The organism is Pasteurella canis (assembly GCF_900454865.1).
GTDB lineage: Bacteria > Pseudomonadota > Gammaproteobacteria > Enterobacterales > Pasteurellaceae > Pasteurella > Pasteurella canis.
The window spans coordinates 32,878-50,698 of the sequence record NZ_UGTV01000015.1 but is presented as its reverse complement, the minus strand read 5'-3'; the positions used below and the strand labels follow the sequence as shown (position 1 = coordinate 50,698).

Annotated in this window: 17 protein-coding genes; 14 read left to right on the top strand and 3 right to left on the bottom strand. The window is 37.9% G+C overall.

What is annotated here, in order from left to right; genetic code table 11:
- Positions 1-87 precede the first annotated feature (87 nt).
- Positions 88-1,329 carry a DUF2254 domain-containing protein gene (locus DYE19_RS00975; RefSeq protein ID WP_115322310.1) on the bottom strand — a complete coding sequence of 414 codons (1,242 nt, stop codon included), beginning with the start codon at positions 1,327-1,329 and terminating at the stop codon, positions 88-90.
- Positions 1,330-1,581: 252 nt separating this feature from the next.
- On the opposite strand from DYE19_RS00975, the gene glyQ reads away from it, so the two are divergent.
- From glyQ to glyS, 6 genes are all read left to right on the top strand, one after another.
- Positions 1,582-2,484: a glycine--tRNA ligase subunit alpha gene (glyQ, locus tag DYE19_RS00970; RefSeq protein ID WP_167409464.1), complete on the top strand. Its 903-nt coding sequence runs from the start codon at positions 1,582-1,584 to the stop codon at positions 2,482-2,484.
- A 29-nt stretch (positions 2,485-2,513) separates the two neighbouring features.
- Entirely contained in the window at positions 2,514-2,777 is a 264-nt protein-coding gene (locus tag DYE19_RS00965; protein WP_115322308.1) for a hypothetical protein, read from the top strand.
- A 15-nt stretch (positions 2,778-2,792) separates the two neighbouring features.
- Positions 2,793-3,416 carry a glutathione S-transferase N-terminal domain-containing protein gene (locus DYE19_RS00960; protein ID WP_115322307.1) on the top strand — a complete coding sequence of 208 codons (624 nt, stop codon included), beginning with the start codon at positions 2,793-2,795 and terminating at the stop codon, positions 3,414-3,416.
- Between the two features lie 16 nt (positions 3,417-3,432).
- On the top strand, positions 3,433-3,819 hold the full coding sequence (locus tag DYE19_RS00955) for a lysozyme inhibitor LprI family protein (protein WP_115322306.1): 387 nt from the start codon (positions 3,433-3,435) through the stop codon (positions 3,817-3,819).
- A 153-nt stretch (positions 3,820-3,972) separates the two neighbouring features.
- Positions 3,973-4,482: a hypothetical protein gene (locus DYE19_RS00950; RefSeq protein ID WP_049214315.1), complete on the top strand. Its 510-nt coding sequence runs from the start codon at positions 3,973-3,975 to the stop codon at positions 4,480-4,482.
- Between the two features lie 27 nt (positions 4,483-4,509).
- A complete protein-coding gene (gene glyS, locus DYE19_RS00945; RefSeq protein ID WP_115322305.1) occupies positions 4,510-6,579 on the top strand; it encodes a glycine--tRNA ligase subunit beta in 2,070 nt (689 codons plus the stop codon).
- 123 nt (positions 6,580-6,702) lie between these two features.
- Here the strand turns inward: glyS and aspA are convergent, their stop codons facing one another.
- The gene (gene aspA / locus DYE19_RS00940) at positions 6,703-8,121 is read right to left on the bottom strand and encodes an aspartate ammonia-lyase (protein ID WP_115322304.1); all 1,419 of its coding nucleotides are present in this window, start codon (positions 8,119-8,121) and stop codon (positions 6,703-6,705) included.
- A gap of 337 nt (positions 8,122-8,458) precedes the next feature.
- Here aspA and DYE19_RS00935 point away from each other — a divergent pair, with 337 nt between their 5' ends.
- From DYE19_RS00935 to modD, 8 genes are all read left to right on the top strand, one after another.
- Positions 8,459-10,027, top strand: a complete 1,569-nt coding sequence (locus tag DYE19_RS00935) for an AbgT family transporter (RefSeq protein ID WP_115322303.1) — start codon at positions 8,459-8,461, stop codon at positions 10,025-10,027.
- A 148-nt stretch (positions 10,028-10,175) separates the two neighbouring features.
- A complete protein-coding gene (locus DYE19_RS00930; protein WP_049214319.1) occupies positions 10,176-10,640 on the top strand; it encodes an FxsA family protein in 465 nt (154 codons plus the stop codon).
- A 90-nt stretch (positions 10,641-10,730) separates the two neighbouring features.
- Entirely contained in the window at positions 10,731-11,021 is a 291-nt protein-coding gene (locus tag DYE19_RS00925; protein ID WP_049214320.1) for a co-chaperone GroES, read from the top strand.
- Between the two features lie 81 nt (positions 11,022-11,102).
- Positions 11,103-12,746: a chaperonin GroEL gene (groL, locus tag DYE19_RS00920; RefSeq protein WP_049214321.1), complete on the top strand. Its 1,644-nt coding sequence runs from the start codon at positions 11,103-11,105 to the stop codon at positions 12,744-12,746.
- A gap of 160 nt (positions 12,747-12,906) precedes the next feature.
- Positions 12,907-13,644 carry a molybdate ABC transporter substrate-binding protein gene (gene modA, locus DYE19_RS00915; RefSeq protein ID WP_115322302.1) on the top strand — a complete coding sequence of 246 codons (738 nt, stop codon included), beginning with the start codon at positions 12,907-12,909 and terminating at the stop codon, positions 13,642-13,644.
- Positions 13,619-14,416: an ABC transporter permease gene (locus tag DYE19_RS00910; RefSeq protein ID WP_115322301.1), complete on the top strand. Its 798-nt coding sequence runs from the start codon at positions 13,619-13,621 to the stop codon at positions 14,414-14,416. Before modA ends, DYE19_RS00910 begins: the two co-directional genes overlap by 26 nt.
- A gap of 1 nt (position 14,417) precedes the next feature.
- Entirely contained in the window at positions 14,418-15,017 is a 600-nt protein-coding gene (locus tag DYE19_RS00905; RefSeq protein ID WP_115322300.1) for an ABC transporter ATP-binding protein, read from the top strand.
- A 17-nt stretch (positions 15,018-15,034) separates the two neighbouring features.
- Positions 15,035-15,880: a ModD protein gene (gene modD, locus DYE19_RS00900; protein WP_115322299.1), complete on the top strand. Its 846-nt coding sequence runs from the start codon at positions 15,035-15,037 to the stop codon at positions 15,878-15,880.
- Between the two features lie 80 nt (positions 15,881-15,960).
- Here the strand turns inward: modD and DYE19_RS00895 are convergent, their stop codons facing one another.
- Entirely contained in the window at positions 15,961-17,787 is a 1,827-nt protein-coding gene (locus tag DYE19_RS00895) for a DEAD/DEAH box helicase (protein ID WP_115322298.1), read from the bottom strand.
- Positions 17,788-17,821 lie beyond the last annotated feature (34 nt).

Sequence of the window (17,821 nt, the reverse complement as noted above, 5' to 3'; positions counted from 1 at the left end):
GCGGTCATTATAGCGGAACTTTTAGTCGTTCGTCATAAATTCTTTGACCATATAATATTTACTATATTAACGAGTTATTGCATTTGCTTACTTAAATAAATTTTGGTGTTTTTCCGTTAAAAGTTGAATATCGTCCTGTAACGTCAATGCATGAGATGCACGTTCAAAAGCTTGTTTTGCCATTATAAAGGCTGCGGCTGATACGTCTTTATCTGGGGCATTTCGCCAAATACTAGCTAATACTTTTTGCATAACTAAATTGACTTCTAAAATAGCCGCACCATCTCGTGAAATAGGTGAAAATGCATCACGAATCCATTCATTGCAATCTAATGAAATGATAGATAGCCGATCATACTCTAAACCATCTGCTTGTTGTTCATCTTCTTTTTCGACCAGCAGTCCCATCATTATGGCCATAATATTAATAGCCGTACCAGGATCATTAACCGCAGGAGAGAGTGCACGTTGTGCCGCTTCACTTAATACAATGAATCCCCAACTTGGATCCTGTTCAAAAGTACGTCCTTTAGCAAAAATAAAACATTGCCGTAAGTCTTCTAATTCAACATCATTTTGCGTCTCGACCTCGCACAATAAGGTGTCTGGTGAAATCAACTCACCTGGGCGTACATGAATATGAATATAACCGTCTATTGCTTCTGCTTTCCGTTGTAAACTCTGCATATCAATATGAGTTAAATATCCACTCGATAATGCCTCAACCTGTTTTGTTTGCTTACTCAATACATGAGTAGATGATGCCCCCATCATTGGAGAAAGACGATATTGTCGTAATGCTTTTTGAGTGACTTGCTCAATTTTTTCCAATGTATTGCCTAATCGCCCTAATTGAGACAAGGTATAAACCCAACGAATCAGTGTAATAATCAAATACAATAACACTGCAATCGTACTAATAAATAAAATAAATCGTCCATTTTGAGCATAAAACGCCATACCTAACGCCGTTTTGGCAATGATGGCGTAAATAAAAGCACAAATAAAACTTGTAATTGCAGTACGTGTTGTACTATCTCCCATCACTAAATCTGTCGCACGCGGTGTCGCACCACTAGACGCTGAAGCAAAAGCAGAAACCATGATAGATAAAGAGAAAGTTGTCACTGCTAACATACTTGATGCAATCACATTCAGTAAACTTTCTACCGTCTCTTGCTCAATATTAGGTAATGTCCCGACTTCAATAGTTCTTGCACCTAAACGTAAAGAAAATACAAAAATAGCAGTGACTAATGCCCAAGTCGCTGCTGTAACCCATAATTTATTACTTGGTTTCTTCAATGCAAGTAGCCATTTATAGTTCATTCCTTATTCCTTTTTATATAAATTAAAACCCTGTTCAGTGTACATTAAAACAACAAAATCAACATACCTTCACGAATAAAAACAGCAAAAAATCATCTGTAATCTGATTGCTATTTAAGACTTTCTTTTCAAAGTGAATACAACCCTCGACTAATCAAGAGAATACTCTTTATCCATCATCTACTTTCCCCTATAATAGGATGTATTTTTCGTTCTATTTTTAACCTTATTTTATTTAATAAAGAAAACATTATGACAACATTTGATGTAAAAACCTTCCAAGGTATGATTCTTGCCCTACAAGATTATTGGGCAAAACAAGGGGCAACAATCGTTCAACCATTTGATATGGAAGTGGGTGCGGGTACTTCACATCCAATGACCGCACTTCGTGCCTTAGGTCCAGAGCCAATGGCGTTTGCTTATGTGCAACCATCACGTCGCCCAACTGATGGTCGTTACGGCGAAAACCCAAACCGTTTACAACACTACTATCAGTTCCAAGTAGTTATCAAGCCATCACCAGATAACATTCAAGAATTGTATTTAGACAGCTTAAAAATGCTCGGCTTCGACCCAACACAAAACGACATCCGTTTCGTGGAAGATAACTGGGAAAACCCAACTTTAGGTGCTTGGGGCTTAGGCTGGGAGGTATGGTTAAATGGTATGGAGGTCACTCAATTTACCTACTTCCAACAAGTGGGTGGTTTAGAATGTAAACCTGTCACAGGGGAAATCACTTACGGTTTAGAGCGTTTAGCCATGTATATTCAAGGCGTAGACAGTGTGTACGATCTCGTTTGGTCTGATGGTCCATTAGGTAAAACCACTTATGGCGACGTGTTCCACCAAAACGAAGTGGAACAATCTACCTACAACTTTGAATACGCAAATACTGATTTCTTATTCTACTGTTTCGATCAATACGAAAAAGAAGCAAGCGAATTATTAGCATTAGAAAAACCGTTACCATTACCCGCTTACGAACGTATCTTAAAAGCAGCACACAGCTTTAACTTATTAGATGCGCGCAAGGCAATTTCTGTAACAGAACGCCAACGCTATATCTTACGTATCCGCGCATTAACTAAAAGCGTTGCTGAGGCTTACTACGCAAGCCGCGAAGCACTAGGTTTCCCGGGCTGTAAATAAAGTGCGGTCAGTTTTTAGGAGTTTTCGAGATGAGCAAAGCGGTTTTATTCTTCGCTAACCTCTGCCCAGACACAACAGCATTTGTGGCAGAATTAAATCGCTTAAATGTGGAATATGAAGCGGTAGAAATTATGTCTTCAATGGCGAATTTCAAACACTTTCTAAGATTGCGTGATAATCATTCTGCATTTGAACAAGCAAAAGCAAATGGTTATATCGGTATTCCCGCTTTATTACTAGCAGACGAGCAAGTCATTTTAGATATCAACCAGTTACAGCACGTTTTCGGCTAAAAATTAGGAGCAAAAATGAAACTCTGGCATTCAAACACTAGCCCTTATGTACGCAAAGTGATGGCGGTGATTAAACATCATAAGCTTGAAGATCTAATTGAATTACAAACCATTCAATCATCTTTTGATCCAAACTCGCCCCATAACCAAGATAATCCACTTGGACGAGTCCCTGCGTTACAACTGGATAACGGCGAGTGGCTGTATAACAGCCATGTGATTTGTGAATACCTCGATCATCTCGGTGCACAAAATCAGCCAGAGCGTCATTTACTGCCTCGAGATAGCAAACGTTGGAAAGTATTACAACTGCACGCGTTAACAGACGGCATTATGGAAAACACCTTACCAATTATTTCTGAACGTTTGCTCCGTCCCGAAAATGAATGGTGGACTGCTCGTCATCAACAATTAACTGAACGCAATATTCGCAGCTTCAAAGAATTAGAACGTTACCTTGCTCAATTTGGTGATGAATTAAATCTCGGCACAATTTCTGCAGTCTGTTTAATTGATTGGTATGCCTTACGTGGCGAAAAACTCGGCGTGAATCTTCACGAAATCACACCGCACTTAGTTGAGTGGGCAGTGAGGATGAACGAAAAATATTCTGAATTAAAGACAACTCAGCCACATTGACAAAGAGGAACGTAATATGAAACTACGTCATTTTTTATTCTCTACAATATGCTTGGTTCCAATGAGTTCAATGGCAAGTGATGCTTGTAATCATTTTACAACATCTTATGACCGCACTTATTGCTCTGCGAAGTTATTTTTAGAATCAGATAAAGAGTTAAACGAAGTCTATAAAGGATTAAAAAAACAGCTGAAACCAAATACAGCGAAATCTCTAGTACAAACGCAACGTAATTGGTTGAAATATCGTGATTCAGCTTGTGAGCAAGATGGCACAATTAATGTAGATTGCAATTACGAAGTGAATAAAGAACGTACTGAATATTTACGCGACCGCTTACGTGAATGTAAAACGGGAAATTGCCGAGATAGCGATATCATCCGCCACGCTTGGGAAAATTAGCCTCCCCCTATGATAACGCCTGTCTTTGACGGGTGATAATGAAAAAGGCACTCGTTAAGAAACGAGCGCCATCAAGGGTAATAGCAAAAGTAGGTTTGGATTGTGAAATAAAAGCTGTTTTGCAAATTTTTTATTCCTAAATTTGGAAAGTGTATGAAAAAATTATCATCTATTTTATTTATTGGTATCCTTCTCTCCGCATGTTCAATGAGTGATATGGAAAGACGTGCTTTATATGCAGAACGCTATTTGCAATCGGATGAGTATGTTGCTCAATTTGCCAAAAAGATTGAAGGACTATCAGTTGAACAACTTGCTATCAATGGGGCAAAGAAAGATAAAGCGAAAATGAATGGTAAAACACGTATGCCATTAGGAAGATACTTATATATTGAGGATGTCAAAGCTATAAAAAATCAAGTTATTTATGAGTATTCAATTGAACAAGTATGGTGGAATAGTTTAAACAACACTGAACAAAGTACTACTCTGAATAATATGCAAAAAGATTTAATTTATCGCACTTGTTCTTTGAAAACCGTAGCATTAGCCCAAGCAAAAGGTTTAGAAGAAAGTCACCGATATTATTATGATTATGCGAATAAATTATTGGCGTTTGAATTAAAAACCAATAAAAAAGTTTGTACAGAAAATGGGTTTTAAAAGATAAAAGTTAATTAGAGAAACAAAATGACAACACAAAACTTCCTCGCCGAGATCGGCACTGAAGAGCTGCCACCGAAGGCGCTCAAGAAATTAGCGACTGCATTTGCAGAGAACGTGGAATTAGAGTTAAACCAAGCGGGTTTAACCTTTAACAAAGTAGAATGGTTTGCAGCGCCACGTCGTTTAGCTGTGAAAGTGTTAGGTTTAGCAACTAGCCAACCAAGCAAGCAAATTGAAAAACGTGGTCCTGCGGTATCTGCGGCATTTGATGCTGAAGGTAAACCGACTAAAGCAGCTGAAGGTTGGGCACGTGGTTGTGGGATCAGTGTTGAGCAAGCAGAACGCATTGCGACTGATAAAGGCGAATGGTTAGTTCATCGTGCAACTATCGAAGGTCAACCAACCAAAAATCTACTTAAAGATATCGTTGCAAATGCATTAGCAAAATTACCTATTCCAAAACCAATGCGTTGGGCGGACAAAACTGTACAATTTATTCGCCCTGTTCACACTGTAACGATGTTACTTGGTGATGAATTAATCGAAGGCGAAATTTTAGGTGTCGCAAGTGGTACAACAATTCGTGGTCACCGCTTCCTTGGTGAGCGTGAATTCCAAATTTCACACGCAGATCAATACCCTGCGCTATTAAAAGAAAAAGGCTCAGTAGTGGCTGATTTCAATGAGCGTAAAGCGTTGATTTTGGCAAAAGCACAAGAAAAAGCGACCGCACTTGGTGGTGTGGCTGATATTGAAGAAGACTTACTTGATGAAGTGACTTCACTTGTGGAATATCCAAATGTATTGGCAGCGAAATTTGAAGAGCGTTTCCTTGCCGTGCCTGCGGAAGCGTTAGTTTACACTATGAAAGGAGACCAAAAATATTTCCCAATTTATGACAAAGATGGAAAATTATTACCGCACTTTATTTTTGTCTCGAACATCAACCCTGAAGATCCAAGTAAAATCATCGAAGGGAATGAAAAAGTGGTTCGCCCACGTTTAACCGATGCGGAGTTCTTCTTCAAAACTGACTTAAAACAACGTTTAGAAGATCAATTACCACGCTTAGAAACCGTATTATTCCAACAACAACTTGGTACATTACGTGATAAAACCGCTCGCATTGAACAACTTGCAGGTGAAATTGCGAAACAAATCGGTGCAGATGAAACTAAAGCAAAACGTGCAGGCTTATTATCAAAATGTGACTTAATGACTAATATGGTGTTTGAGTTTACTGATACGCAAGGCGTAATGGGTATGCATTATGCACGTCATGATGGTGAAGATGAAGAAGTGGCTGTAGCATTGAACGAGCAATATATGCCACGTTTTGCGGGCGATAAATTGCCAAAATCCTTAGTGGCAAGTGCAGTAGCATTAGCAGATAAATTTGACACATTGACAGGTATTTTCGGGATCGGTCAACAACCAAAAGGTAGCGCAGACCCATTTGCTTTACGTCGTGCGGCATTAGGTGTGTTACGTATTATTGTTGAGAAAAATCTACCACTCGATCTTGAAGAAATTGTGAAAAAATCAGCCGCACTTTTCGGCGACAGACTCACAAATGCAAACGTTGTAGAAGAAGTTGTCGACTTTATGCTTGGTCGTTTCCGTGCATGGTATCAAGATGAAGGTATTGCAGTGGATGTAATTCAATCAGTTTTAGCACGTCGTCCAACCAAACCATCAGATTTTGATGCCCGTGTACGTGCGGTATCACACTTCCGAACGTTAGAAGCAGCAGAAGCTTTAGCAGCAGCAAATAAACGTGTAAGCAATATTTTAGTGAAAGTGGAAGGAGAATTACCAGCAAATATTGATGTGGCATTATGCGTTGAAGCAGCAGAGAAAGTGTTAGCAGAACAAGTTATTGCACTACAAGCGGAACTTACCCCATTATTTGCTAACGGCGAATACCAAGCTGCATTAGACCGCTTAGCTGCATTACGTGAGCCAGTGGATATCTTCTTCGATAACGTAATGGTGAACGCTGAAGATCAAAAATTACGTCAAAACCGTTTAGCTATCCTAAACAATTTACGTAATTTATTCTTACAAGTAGCAGATATTTCGCTATTACAATAACGACTATAACTGATGAAAAATGGCACATGATGTGCCATTTTTTATATAAATAAAATTAAATAAAAAACCGCACTTTTAACTTCATCTCAAGTGCGGTGTCTTTTTATAACATTTTATAAGTCACTATTTATTCAATTTTGCTTTATAAGTCGGGTTCATCAAGTTTTCAACTGATAAAATATCATCAAGTTGTTCTTCTGTGAGTAACCCTTTTTCTAATACGACCTCTTTCACTCCACGACCTGTTTTAGCACAGATTTTACCGACTAAATCGCCATTGTGGTGACCAATAAATGGATTTAAGTAGGTCACGATACCAATTGAATTAAACACATAGTTTTCACATACTTCTTTATTTACGGTGATACCATCAATACATTTATCACGTAAATTTACACAAGCATTCGTTAAAATCTCAATTGACTCAAACATTGCTTGCCCAATCACAGGCTCCATGACGTTAAGCTGTAATTGACCTGCTTCTGCTGCAAAAGTGACAGTGGTGTCATTACCAATCACTTTAAAGCATACTTGGTTCACGACTTCTGGTACTACTGGGTTCACTTTTGCTGGCATAATAGAAGAACCCGCTTGTAATTCTGGTAAATTAATTTCATTCAAGCCCGCTCTTGGTCCTGAAGATAATAAACGTAAGTCATTACATACTTTAGATAATTTCACTGCAGTACGTTTTAACGCACCATGTACCATTACATAAGCACCACAGTCTGATGTCGCTTCAATTAAGTTTTCGGCTAAAGAACAAGGCAATCCAGTTACTTCAGAAAGGTATTTTACTGCTAATGGCGCATAACCTTCTGGTGTATTCAAGCCTGTTCCAATTGCTGTCGCCCCTAAGTTAACTTCAAGCAATAATTCTGCTGTACGAGTTAAATTACGTACTTCTTCATCTAATAAGACAGAGAACGCTTTAAACTCCTGACCTACTGTCATAGGTACAGCATCTTGTAATTGCGTACGCCCCATTTTTAAGATGTTAGAAAATTCTTTTGCTTTATTTTCAAAACCTTGTTGTAAATAAAGCACTTTAGCAATTAATTTCATAATGCTGTTATAGACAGCAATACGGAATCCTGTTGGATAAGCATCGTTTGTTGATTGGCTTGCATTGACATGATCCATTGGATCAAGATATTGGTATTCTCCTTTTTTATGCCCTAAAATTTCTAATGCAAGATTTGCTACAACTTCGTTAGTATTCATATTTACAGATGTGCCCGCACCACCTTGATAGACATCTGATGGGAACTGATCTAAACATTTACCTGTTGTTAAAATTTCATCACAAGCGGCAACAATAGCTTTTGCAATTTTATCTGGAATCGCACCAAGTTCTCCATTGGCTAATGCAGTCGCTTTTTTGACCATAACCATACCACGAACAAATTCTGGCACATCTGAAATGACTGTATTGGATATATTAAAATTTTCTACCGCTCTTAAAGTATGAATCCCCCAATACGCATCCGCAGGGACATCACGTTCTCCGAGTAAATCTACTTCTTTTCTTGTTGCTACCATTTTTATTAATCCTCCATTTCGAGCATTGAACAAGTTGTCGCATATTATAGAAAAATGAATGTACTAAAAATTTGATCCCAATCACATTTTAAATATGTGACTCCACGACATATTTTTATCTTTCAGATTACTTTTTCTAATCTAAAAAAGCACTTCTGAAAAATTTAAACATATCGATAGAATTAAAATAGCAGAAATAGAAACAAAATAGTTTGATCTTGTTAACACTTTATTAACCTTTTTGTTTGAATATTATACATAGCATGATAGATTTCTGCTGGGCAAAATTATTAGTATAGCCCTTGTATCATGGATAAAATAGAAGGACTAAATATGAATACAACACAACAACAAAAAAAAAGGCAGTAAGTTTCTTCATACTGTTGAGTGGCTAGGTAATATGCTTCCGCACCCAGTCACACTTTTTATGATTTTCATTGTTTTACTGTTAATTTCTTCCGCATTAGGTGAATATCTCGGACTATCAGTACCTGATCCACGCCCTGAAGGGACAAAAGGTCGTGCCGCTGATGGTATGATTTATGTCGTCAGTCTACTTGATGCTGATGGCTTAAGCAAAATACTGACTAACCTAGTAAAAAACTTTACTAACTTTGCGCCATTAGGCACTGTATTAGTGGCATTACTCGGGGTGGGAATTGCTGAAAAAGCAGGCTTACTTTCTGCCGTTATGCGTTTATTAGTCACAAAATCACCTCGTAAATTAACCACGTTTACGATTGTATTTGCAGGTATTCTGTCTAATACCGCCTCAGAATTAGGCTATGTTGTATTAATTCCGTTAGCCGCAATCATCTTCCACTCACTTGGCCGTCACCCTCTTGCTGGTCTTGCCGCTGCATTTGCTGGGGTTTCTGGAGGATATTCTGCAAACTTATTATTAGGTACAATTGATCCATTACTAGCAGGAATCACGCAACAAGCCGCACAAATTATTGATCCAACGTATACTGTAGGTCCTGAAGCAAACTGGTTCTTTATGGCTGCCAGTACTTTTGTGATTGCATTCATTGGCTATTTTATTACTGAGAAAATTGTTGAACCACAGCTCGGTCCTTATCATGGTCATTTATCCCAAGATGAGATCGATTTACAGCATTCTAATGAAGTTACCCCATTAGAACGTAAAGGCTTAAAATATGCAGGTTTTGCATTCTTAGTTCTATGTGCCTTACTCGCTTGGAGTGTGGTACCTGAAAACGGTATTTTGCGTGATCCTAAAACAGGCTTAGTCACAGGTTCACCATTCTTAAAATCAATTGTCGCCTTTATCTTCATCCTTTTTGCAATACCAGGGACTGTATATGGTGTTGTTACTAAAAGTATTCGTAGTGAGAAAGATGTTGTAAATGCCATGGCAGAAGCAATGAGTACTTTAGGTTTATACCTTGTCATTATCTTCTTTGCATCTCAATTCGTTGCATTCTTTAACTGGACTAATATTGGTCAATATATTGCAGTAAAAGGGGCTAATTTCTTAAACGAAGTTGGGCTGCATGGTGGTGTTCTCTTTATGGGCTTTATCATCATCTGCGCATTCATTAACTTAATGATTGGTTCAGCTTCTGCACAATGGGCTGTCACTGCGCCAATCTTTGTACCAATGTTAATGCTAACAGGTTATTCGCCTGAAATTATCCAAGCCGCTTATCGTATTGGTGATTCAGTAACCAATATCATTACTCCAATGATGAGCTACTTTGGTTTAATTATGGCAACGGTGATTAAATATAAAAAAGACGCGGGCGTAGGTACATTAGTTTCAATGATGTTGCCTTATTCAGTTGCATTCTTAGTAGCATGGTCAGCTATGTTCTTTATTTGGGTCTTTGTACTTGGCTTACCAGTAGGCCCAAATTCGCCGATGTTCTATCCTGCACAATAAAGAATAAGTGTTATATCGAAAAGCTCACATAACTATGTGAGCTTTATTATTTGTTACTTTGTAACAAAGTACAGTTGAAATTTTAAAAATTTGCTACCATCTATAAAAGAATTAGACACTATACTGCCTCAATATAAGGAAACAATATATGCCACTTATTTTATTTCTCCTACTTGCCTTTCTATTTATTTACATAGAGCTTTCATTACTTGTTTGGATAGGTTCTACGATTGGCATTTTAGGATTAATTATCTTACTTATTTTATCTTCTGTTTTTGGATTATTAATGATTAGAGCGCGTGGCTGGTATACCTTACTTAATGTACAAAAACAACTTTCTCGAGGTGAAATTCCTACTCGTTCATTATTAAAATCAGGTATTTGGATTGTGGCAGGTATCTTATTTTTTATTCCTGGCTTTCTTACTGATCTACTTGGACTCGCATTATTAATGCCTATGACTAGCTTATGGATAGAAAGCCTTATTGCAAAAAAAATTCAATTTTTCCATACTCGTTTTTTCCGTAAAACACAGCAAGGTTTTCAGCAGGACAGTGAAATATTCGAAGCTGAATATGAAAAACAAGTTGATGAAGATAAAAGAATAAAATAATTTTATTTTTCCCCTTGAAAGCAACAAAATCTCCCACATATTAGGGAAACATTTTGAACAAAATAACTTTTTAATTTAAGGAGTAATTAAATGAATATTCGTCCATTACATGATCGCGTGATTATCAAACGTGAAGAAATTGAGACTAAATCTGCTGGTGGTATTGTTTTAACAGGATCTGCAGCAACTAAATCAACGCGAGCAAAAGTATTGGCTGTTGGTAAAGGCCGTATTTTAGAAAATGGTACAGTACAACCTTTAGATGTCAAAGTTGGTGATACTGTGATTTTCAATGATGGTTATGGCGTAAAATCAGAAAAAATTGATGGTGAAGAGGTATTAATTATTTCTGAAAACGATATTTTAGCGATTGTTGAATAAATCGAATTAACAATGATATCAATATAAATCAGTATATAACATCAATTAGATCTTATAATGAATCTCAGAGGAATATAAAAAATGGCAGCAAAAGACGTAAAATTTGGTAATGATGCACGTGTAAAAATGTTAGCAGGTGTGAATATCCTTGCAGATGCAGTAAAAGTGACATTAGGCCCTAAAGGTCGTAACGTTGTTTTAGATAAATCGTTCGGTGCCCCAACAATTACTAAAGATGGTGTGTCAGTCGCACGTGAGATCGAATTAGAAGATAAATTCGAAAATATGGGTGCACAAATGGTAAAAGAAGTTGCTTCTAAAGCCAATGATGCAGCAGGTGATGGTACTACAACAGCGACTGTATTAGCACAAGCTATTGTAAACGAGGGTTTAAAAGCGGTTGCGGCAGGTATGAATCCAATGGATTTAAAACGTGGTATTGATAAAGCTGTTGCTGCCGTAGTGACTGAATTAAAAGCCTTATCTAAACCTTGTGAAACTTCAAAAGAAATTGAACAAGTTGGTACGATTTCTGCAAACTCTGACAGTATCGTTGGACAAATCATTGCACAAGCAATGGATAAAGTAGGTAAAGAGGGCGTTATCACTGTTGAAGACGGTACTGGTTTAGAAGATGAATTAGCTGTTGTTGAAGGTATGCAATTCGATCGTGGTTACTTATCTCCATACTTCATTAACAAACCAGAAACTGCAACAGTTGAATTAGACAATCCATTTATCTTATTAGTAGATAAAAAAGTGTCTAACATCCGTGAATTATTACCAGTATTAGAAGGCGTGGCGAAAGCAGGCAAACCATTATTGATCATTGCAGAAGATGTTGAAGGCGAAGCACTTGCAACTTTAGTGGTGAACACAATGCGTGGTATCGTGAAAGTTGCAGCAGTGAAAGCTCCTGGTTTTGGTGACCGTCGTAAAGCAATGTTACAAGATATTGCTATCTTAACTGCTGGTACTGTGATTTCTGAAGAAATCGGTATGGAATTAGAAAAAGCAACGTTAGAAGATCTTGGTCAAGCAAAACGTGTGGTAATCAACAAAGACAATACTACTATTATTGATGGTATCGGTGATGAAACACAAATCCAAGGTCGTGTAGCACAAATTCGTCAACAAATCGAAGAATCTACTTCTGACTACGATAAAGAAAAATTACAAGAGCGTGTAGCTAAATTAGCTGGTGGTGTCGCTGTGATTAAAGTAGGTGCAGCAACTGAAGTAGAAATGAAAGAGAAAAAAGCACGTGTAGAAGATGCATTACATGCAACTCGTGCAGCCGTTGAAGAAGGCATCGTTGCTGGTGGTGGAGTTGCTTTAATCCGAGCTGCAAACAAAGTGGCTGGTTTAACAGGTGATAACGAAGAACAAAATGTTGGTATTAAGTTAGCATTACGTGCAATGGAAGCGCCATTACGTCAAATCGTAACCAACGCAGGTGAAGAAGCATCAGTAGTCGCAAGTGCGGTGAAAAATGGTGAAGGTAACTTCGGTTATAACGCAGGTACTGAACAATATGGCGATATGATCGAGATGGGTATATTAGATCCAACTAAAGTAACTCGTAGTGCATTACAATTCGCCGCTTCTGTAGCGGGTTTAATGATCACTACAGAATGTATGGTGACAGACTTACCAAAAGATGATAAAGCTGATTTAGGTGCTGCTGGAATGGGCGGCATGGGTGGAATGGGCGGCATGATGTAACTGTCTCCTTCCATGTGCTTTCAAAAAGGATTGAGTAAAAACTCAATCCTTTTTATTTTCAATAAATTACATTATTGCTTTTTATCTTTTAAAAATCGATATATTATAAATTATATAATGATGTGATATAGTAAGCTTATTTTTAACTAGGGAGAGCATAATGAAAAAACTTATCACATTAATTCTATCCATCACAGCTACTCTATCAGTGAAAGCCGTTGATTTACATCTTTATGCTGGTGCAGGTCTCAAAGATCCCGTCGAAAAAATTGTAAAACAATTCGAGCAACAAACGGGGCATAAAGTTACTATTGAGTATGGTGGTTCTGGTCAATTATTGGCACGTTATAATACTGTTAAAACAGGTGATCTTTATTTACCAGGTTCAAGTGATTATGTTGGAAAATTAGAGAAAACAGGAGACGTTAAAGCATCTGCTCCACTCGTGTTACACATTCCCGTTATGACAATTCGTAAAGATAAAAGCGCAGGTATTGATTCTTTTAAAGCACTAGCACAAAGTCAATTACGTTTAGGCATTGGAGACAGTAAAGCAATGGCTCTAGGTAAAGGTGCGGAAAAAATCATTGAACTATCCGGCTACCAAAAAGAATTAAATGACAAAGTCGTTGTAAAAGCAGCGACAGTCAAACAGTTGATGCTTTACTTATTAAATGGTGATGTTGATGCAGCTGTTGTTGGGCGCTCTGGTGCTTGGAAAGTACGTGATAAAGTAGATATATTGCCAAATCCAGCTGGCGTACCTGAAGAAAAAGTCACAATAGCGCTACTTTCTTCTAGTCAATATCCAGCTGAAGCAAAACAGCTTCTCAACTTCTTCAACTCTGAACAAGGTGTGAAATATTTTACTGATGAAGGCTTCTTACCTATTAAGTAAGAGCACAAGTTTAAAGTTAGCTTTAGTGCCTCTCACTCTCTTATTATTCGTAGTCGCAGGCACTATAGTCTCTTTAATTGGTCAACTTGATACTCATTTTTTCGGGATCATCTTAACAAATCCCGAGTTATATTTTGCATTGATGATGTCACTAGGCACATCACTGATATCACTTATATTCGCTCTAATGATAGCAATTCCTTCTGCTTGGATCATGAGTCAAGTACAGCTACCTTTTCAAAAATTTATTGATACAATACTCGATTTACCAATGGTCTTACCGCCACTAGTAACAGGACTCAGCTTACTCCTCTTATTTAATTCACAAGGTATTGTAAGTCAGCTTATACCTATCATCAGCCAATGGATTTTTAGTCCAATTGGGATTGTGATCGCACAAACTTATATCGCAAGCTCTATTATGTTACGTCATGCACGTGGTACATTTTCCGCATTAGATTCAGGTTATCGTCTTGCAGCATATAATCTTGGCTTATCCCCATTAAGAACTTTAATCAACATTGAACTGCCTATGTGTTGGAGACCCATACTTTGTGGTGCGATCCTCGCTTGGTCACGAGCTATTGGTGAATTTGGTGCAACTTTGATGCTAGCTGGCGCTACTCGCTTTAAAACCGAAACATTACCAATGGCTGTTTACCTTAATATTGCCAGTGGAGATTTTGAAATTGCAGTTGGCGCCTCGTTATGGCTATTGTTTATTTCAGCTTGTTTACTATTTTTACTACGTACAATTAATCGAAATATTTAGTATGCTAAGAATTACACAACTATATGCAGGTATTCTTCAAGATATTCATTTGTACTTAAATAAAGGTGAATGCATCGCTATCATTGGACAATCTGGCAGTGGTAAAACAACATTACTCAATACAATTGCGGGTTATATTGATTATCAGGGTGAAATCGAATTAGCTCAAAAAAATCTCAAGCAAATTCCACCTTGGCTTCGTAACTGTCACTATCTCAATCAAAGATTATATTTATTTCCACATAAAACGATCGCGGGTAACTTAACTTTAGCAAAACCAACCGCACTTCGTTCTGACCAATTACAGCTACTTGCTAAATTAAACATTGATCACTTGATTGATCGCTATCCACACCAGCTTTCTGGTGGTGAACAACAACGTGCGGCATTAGCTCGAGCATTAATCAATCCACCCGATGTATTACTACTTGATGAACCATTTTCATCACTTGACTGGGAAACCAGACAACATATTTGGATAATACTTAAAAAATTGATTCAGACAGAGAAAATTACAACGCTATTAGTCACACATGAACCCAAAGAAGCCGATTACTTTGCCGACCAACAGATTCAATTATATCAAGGTAAATTGGTTTAACTCAAAAGGACTCTACTATGATTTATTTTTCAGACAAAGAACTTGATGACTTCTTACTCGAAGATATTTATCGTGGCGATCTCACTACACATGCTCTAGGCATTGAGCATGTAGCTGCAAGAATGTTATTTAAACGTAAAACAGCTGGTATTGTTGCAGGCATTCACATTGCAGAGAAATTATTGAAAAAGCTAGGTATCAAACCGTATATTTATGTGAATGAAGGTGATATAGTCGAAGCTGGGGACTTACTGATTAGCGCAGAAGCACGTGCAGACCAAGTGCATCAAGCATGGAAAGTCGTACAACTCATCTTAGAATGGTCTTGTGGGGTCGCACAATATACATCAGAGATGATCGCAACAGCCAAAGCAATTAACCCAAACGCTGTTGTAGCTTGCACACGTAAAAGTATTCCTAATACAAGAAAGCTTGCAACTAATGCCATACTTGCTGCGGGTGGTCATATCCATAGGCAGGGGATTAGCGAAACATTACTTGTCTTCACAAACCATCGTCACTTGCTGGATAATCCCGAAGATTGGCAACATATTGTCGCGACACTCAAACGCGAAGCACCAGAGAATAAAGTCACACTAGAAGCTGATAATTTAGCACAATTTGAAGCTATGCTCATTGCTGAACCTGATATTATTCAATTAGATAAATTTTCACCAGAAGAAGTAAAGCAAGCTTTAGCTCTCTTAGCATCATCACAAAAAAAGATAACGCTCTCAGTCGCAGGCGGTGCCAATAAACATAATATTGCTGACTATGCGAAATTAGGGATCTCCTTATTTATTACATCAGCACCTTATTACGCGCCACCAGAAGATATTAAAGTGATCATTGAAAAGCAGTAATCTAATACTCATTCCATCAATCCTTACAAAAAATTTGAGCGCAGTGTAATACTGCGCTCAAACTAGTTTTCATCTATATTTTATTTATTTCGATCGCGACGCTCTTTACGAGGACGTTCACTAAAAGTGCGGTGACTTTTTTCTTTAAATTTACGGTCCTCACGGGCGAAACGAGACTCATCACTACGATCCTTACGCTTACCACTACGGCGCTCGCCACCAAAATCATCACGCTTACTGCTATTACCCGCATTCACAAATGACATTTGCATTTGTTTATTCATCACACGTGTTTTTTCAAATACTTTTAATAACTCTTTTGGCATACCCTGCGGTAATTCAATCGTCGAATAATCATCATAAAGTTTAATATGTCCAATATAACGACTATTAATGTCACCTTCATTTGCAATAGCACCTACAATATGGCGAACTTCAACACCATCAAGACGTCCAACTTCAATACGGTATAAATCCATTGGCTGTGGATTACCATAACCACGGCGTTCTGCTGAACGTGGGTTTTCACGCCCACTTCGGTCACGACGCTCTCCTCGTTCACCACGAGAAGTTTTACGATCAATAATCGGATCAGGTGGAAGAATCAATTTTTGTTTACCTTGTAATAGCATTAACATTGCAGCTGCAATGTCCTCTTGATCTTGATCTGCAGTAAACATATCTTCTAGCAAACTACGATAAAGCTCTAAATCGTGATGCTCAAGCTGTACAGTAATTTTCGCTTTGAATTTTTCACGGCGGCAAGCTTGTAATACTTCGTGATTCGGTACTTCCACTTCGGTAATCGGCTTTTTCGTTAAATGCTCAATATTACGCAATAAACGACGTTCTCTCGGCTCAACAAATAATAATGCCCGACCAGTACGACCAGCACGTCCTGTACGACCAATACGGTGGACATAAGACTCTGCATCTAATGGGATATCATAGTTGATAACAAGACTAATACGTTCCACATCTAAACCACGAGCTGCGACATCAGTTGCAACAAGAATATCTAAGCTACCATTTCTCAAACGATCTAATGTTTGCTCGCGTAATTGCTGTGTCATATCCCCATTCAGTGCCGCTGCACGGAATCCATGTTTCTCTAATAATTCAGTGACATCAAGAGTACCTGTTTTTGTGCGTGTAAAAATAATAGCCGCATCAAAATTTTCTACTTCTAAGAAACGTAATAATGCATCATTTTTACGGAACCCATGTACATACCAACAACTTTGTGTAATATCAGGGTTAGTGGTTTGTGTCGATTTAATTTTGATTTCTTTAGGATCATGCATAAAACGTTTAGTAATACGGCGAATTGGTTCAGGCATTGTCGCTGAGAACAACGCTGTTTGATGCTCTTCAGGCAATTCTGCCATGACAGTTTCCACATCATCAATAAATCCCATACGTAACATTTCATCCGCTTCATCTAATACCATAAAGCGTAAATTAGATAAGTCCAATGTCCCGCGACGAATATGATCTAAAATACGACCAGGTGTTCCAACTACTACTTGAGCACCTTGACGTAACGCTCGTAATTGAATGTCATAACGTTGACCACCATAAAGCGTGACTATATTGACATTTTTTGCATATTTACAAAATTGTTCACAGGCATCAGCTACTTGAATTGCTAATTCGCGTGTTGGTGCCATAACCAACATTTGTGGATACTTTTTATCTAAATTTAATTGTGCCAATAAAGGCAAAGAGAAAGCAGCCGTTTTCCCGCTACCTGTTTGAGCCATACCTAAGACATCGTTACCTTCTAAAAGATATGGAATACAGGTTTGTTGGATAGGAGATGGGGTTTCAAAACCTAGATCAGATACAGCGTTAATAAGAAATTCAGGCAAGCCTAAATCTTTGAAAGTCATTTTCGTTTCAGTCATTAAAATACTCGAATATAAAAAGAATGTTCACTAG